Annotated in this window: 2 protein-coding genes and 1 pseudogene; 1 reads left to right on the forward strand and 2 read right to left on the reverse strand. The window is 70.1% G+C overall.

What is annotated here, in order from left to right:
- A pseudogene (locus tag IP78_RS11790) lies at positions 1-833 on the forward strand (AAA family ATPase); the annotation flags it as partial.
- On the opposite strand, the gene IP78_RS11795 reads toward IP78_RS11790, so the two are convergent.
- Both IP78_RS11795 and murG read right to left on the reverse strand, forming a co-directional pair.
- Positions 830-1,987 carry a mechanosensitive ion channel family protein gene (locus IP78_RS11795; RefSeq protein WP_231681002.1) on the reverse strand — a complete coding sequence of 386 codons (1,158 nt, stop codon included), beginning with the start codon at positions 1,985-1,987 and terminating at the stop codon, positions 830-832. The pseudogene IP78_RS11790 and the gene IP78_RS11795 sit on opposite strands and share 4 nt — an antisense overlap.
- Positions 1,984-3,066: an undecaprenyldiphospho-muramoylpentapeptide beta-N-acetylglucosaminyltransferase gene (gene murG, locus IP78_RS11800; RefSeq protein WP_054111876.1), complete on the reverse strand. Its 1,083-nt coding sequence runs from the start codon at positions 3,064-3,066 to the stop codon at positions 1,984-1,986. Before murG ends, IP78_RS11795 begins: the two co-directional genes overlap by 4 nt.
- Between the last annotated feature and the right edge of the window lie 127 nt (positions 3,067-3,193).

Genomic DNA, 3,193 nt, shown 5'->3' on the forward strand with positions numbered 1-3,193 from the left:
CGGGGCAGGCGCGCGAGGCCCGGGCGGGGCTGGCGGCGCGGGCCGAAAGCGCGGCCGAGCGCTTGGCCGAAATGGACGCACAGTTGCGCGAGACGGCGCAGATGTCGCCCGAGGCCCTGGGCCAGAAGCTGATCGACGACGCCATCGCGCGTCCTCCCGACGCCGCCGGGGCCGAGAGCCTGCTCTACGGCCTGGAGCGGGAGCGCGAGCAGCTGGGCCCCGTCAATCTGCGCGCCGAGGACGAGGCGGAGGAATACGGCGAGCGGCTGCAGACCATGCGGCTGGAGCGGTCGGACCTGACCGGCGCCATCGCCCGCCTGAGGGACGGCATCGACGAGCTGAACGCTGAAGGCCGCGAACGACTGACCGCCGCCTTCGACGTCATCAACGACAACTTCAAGAGCCTGTTCGAGGCCCTGTTCGGCGGCGGCCAGGCGGAGCTGAAACTGGTCGAGTCCGACGACCCGCTGGAGGCCGGGCTGGAGATCTACGCCTGTCCGCCCGGCAAGCGGCTGTCGGTCATGAGCCTGATGTCAGGCGGCGAGCAGGCCCTGACGGCGGCGGCTCTGATCTTCGCGGTCTTCCTGGCCAATCCGGCCCCCGTCTGCGTGCTGGACGAGGTCGACGCGCCGCTGGACGACGCCAACGTCGATCGCTTCTGCCGCATGCTGAACGAGATGCGGAACCGGACGGACACCCGCTTCATCGTCATCACCCACAACCCGGTCACCATGAGCCGGATGGACCGGCTGTACGGCGTCACCATGCCGGAGCGGGGCGTGAGCCAGCTGGTCAGCGTGGACCTGAAGCAGGCCGAGAAGCTGGTGGCCTAGGCTCCCGCTCCCAGAGGGGGAGGGAGATCGAGACGATCCCTCGGCAACGCCTCTGGGCATTCGTCACGCATAAACGCCAGCATCTTTTCGCGGATCTCGCAGCGCAGGTCGAAGACGACGCCGGCGTTCCGGCCGCTGGCCAGGCAACGGACCTCGGCGACGCGGTCGGTGACGTCGGTGACAGCGAGGTTCATGACGTCACCGTCCCACAGGACAGACGCCCGACAGATGCGTTCCAGCTCGGTCCGGAGCCGGTCGATGGGAGCCTCGTAGTCGACGTACAGGATGACGGCGCCGATCAGACGGGATGTCTCGCGCGTCCAGTTCTGGAAGGGCTGCTCGATGAAGTAGCTGAGCGGCAGGATCAGCCGCCGCCAGTCCCACAGACGGACGACGACATAGGTGGAGGTGATCTCCTCGACCTGGCCCCACTCGCCTTCCACGACGACGGCGTCGTCGATGCGGATCGGCTGGGCCGTGGCGATCTGGATGCCCGCGACCAGGTTCTTGAGGAAGGGCTGGAGCGCGAGGCCGGCGACGATGCCCACCACCCCCGCCGACGCCAGCAGCGAGATGCCCCACTGGCGCACCGCCCCGATGGTCATCATGGCCAGGGCCACGGTGACGATCCCGATGACGATCACAGCGGCACGCTGGAGAATCCGCGTCTGGGTGACGTGCTTGCGGGCGGCGAGGTTGTCCTCGCTTTCGAGGTTGAACTTCCGCAGATAGACGACGGCCCACATCTCGACCGCCCCGGCCACGATCCAGCCGACGACCAGGATGGTCAGGAAGAGGATCACCGCGCGCACCGACTGGGACGGGTCGGGGTCGAGCGGCGAAACCGTCACCGAGAAGCCGACCGCGATCAGGATGATGAGCAGGCGCAGCTTGGTCCGCGCGCGTTCGACCACGCCGCGCCAGAAGAGGTCCCGGCTCTTTACCAGACGCCGCAGGATCGCGAAGACCACGAGATGGGCCAGCCAGCCGGCGCCGACGAATACGGCCATGACCAGCGCCACGACCGCCCATTCCGGCAACCAGTCAAAGCGGCGCCAGAGCGCGATGATCTGGCGCGTCAGTTCGGTGATTTCAGGGGGCATCGCCGAGAACAGCGTGTCGGCGGCGTCTTCGGTTCCCGCCGGGACCGTCACCGCGCGGCCTCCTCCGCGAGATCGGCGAGGCGGCGAGCCGCGTCGGGGATGGCGACGGAGCGGGCGGCGGCGCTCATGGAGGCGAGCCGCGCGGGGTCCGAAAGGACGCGCGTGACGGCGTCCGTGAGGTTGTCCACCGTCAGGTGATCTTCCAGGATCACCTCTGCGGCCGAGACATCAGTAAGCAGTTGCGCGTTCAGGCGCTGATGATCGTCCGTGGCGATCTTCAGCGGGATCAGGACCGACGGCATGGCCGCGACCGCCAGCTCGGCGCAGGTCGAGGCGCCGGCGCGGCCGATGACCAGATGGGCCTCCGACAGGCGGCCGGCCATGTCGCGGAAGAAGGGCGCCACCTCGGCGTCGATGCCGGCGTCGAGGTAGATCTGGCGGGCGATCTCGAGCGTCTCCGGGCGGGACTGCTGCTGGACCTTGAGGCGACCGCGGATCGCCTCGGGCAGTTGAGCCAGAGCGCGGGGCGTGGTCTCGGACAGGATACGGGCGCCCTGGCTGCCGCCCGTGACCAAGACGCGGATCGGGCCGTCGTGAGGGGCGGCGTAGGCCCGGTCGTAAAGGGCGCGGATGTCGGCGCGGACGGGGGCGCCGACGACCTGGGCTCGGCCTTTCACGGAGGCGCTGGCCTGCTCCAGCGTCGGGAAGGATGAGGCGACCGCGCGGACATAGGGGGCCAGGATGCGGTTGGTGCGGCCGAGCACGGCGTTCTGTTCGTGGATAACCGTCGGGCGGCGCTGGAGGATCGCGGCGACGAGCGCGGGGGCTGACGGATAGCCGCCGAAGCCAACGACGACCCGGGCGTCTAGCCGCTTGAACGCGGCCTGCGCCTGAGCCACACCGCGCACGATGGCGACGCCCGCCTTGGCCAGGCCGACCGGGCCGGAACCGGTGGCGGCGTCGAGCGCCAGCCGCTCCTCGGCGGGGAAGGCGTGGGCGTACTGCTCGCCGCGCCGGTCGGTGGCCAGCACGACCCGCCAGCCGCGCGCGGCCATCTCGCGGGCGAGCGCCTCGGCGGGGAACATGTGGCCCCCGGTGCCCCCGGCGGCGACGACGCAGACTTTGGTCATGGGAGGGGGATAGCGGAAGCGGCGGAGGGACGGAACCTCTCCCTCCCCCAGTGGGGGAGGGTGGTCGTAGTGAAGCGGAGACCGGGTGGGGGCGGCAATGCGATGCACAGGCGATGATCGCCGGGCC

This window comes from Brevundimonas sp. AAP58 (assembly GCF_001295975.1).
Taxonomy (GTDB): domain Bacteria; phylum Pseudomonadota; class Alphaproteobacteria; order Caulobacterales; family Caulobacteraceae; genus Brevundimonas.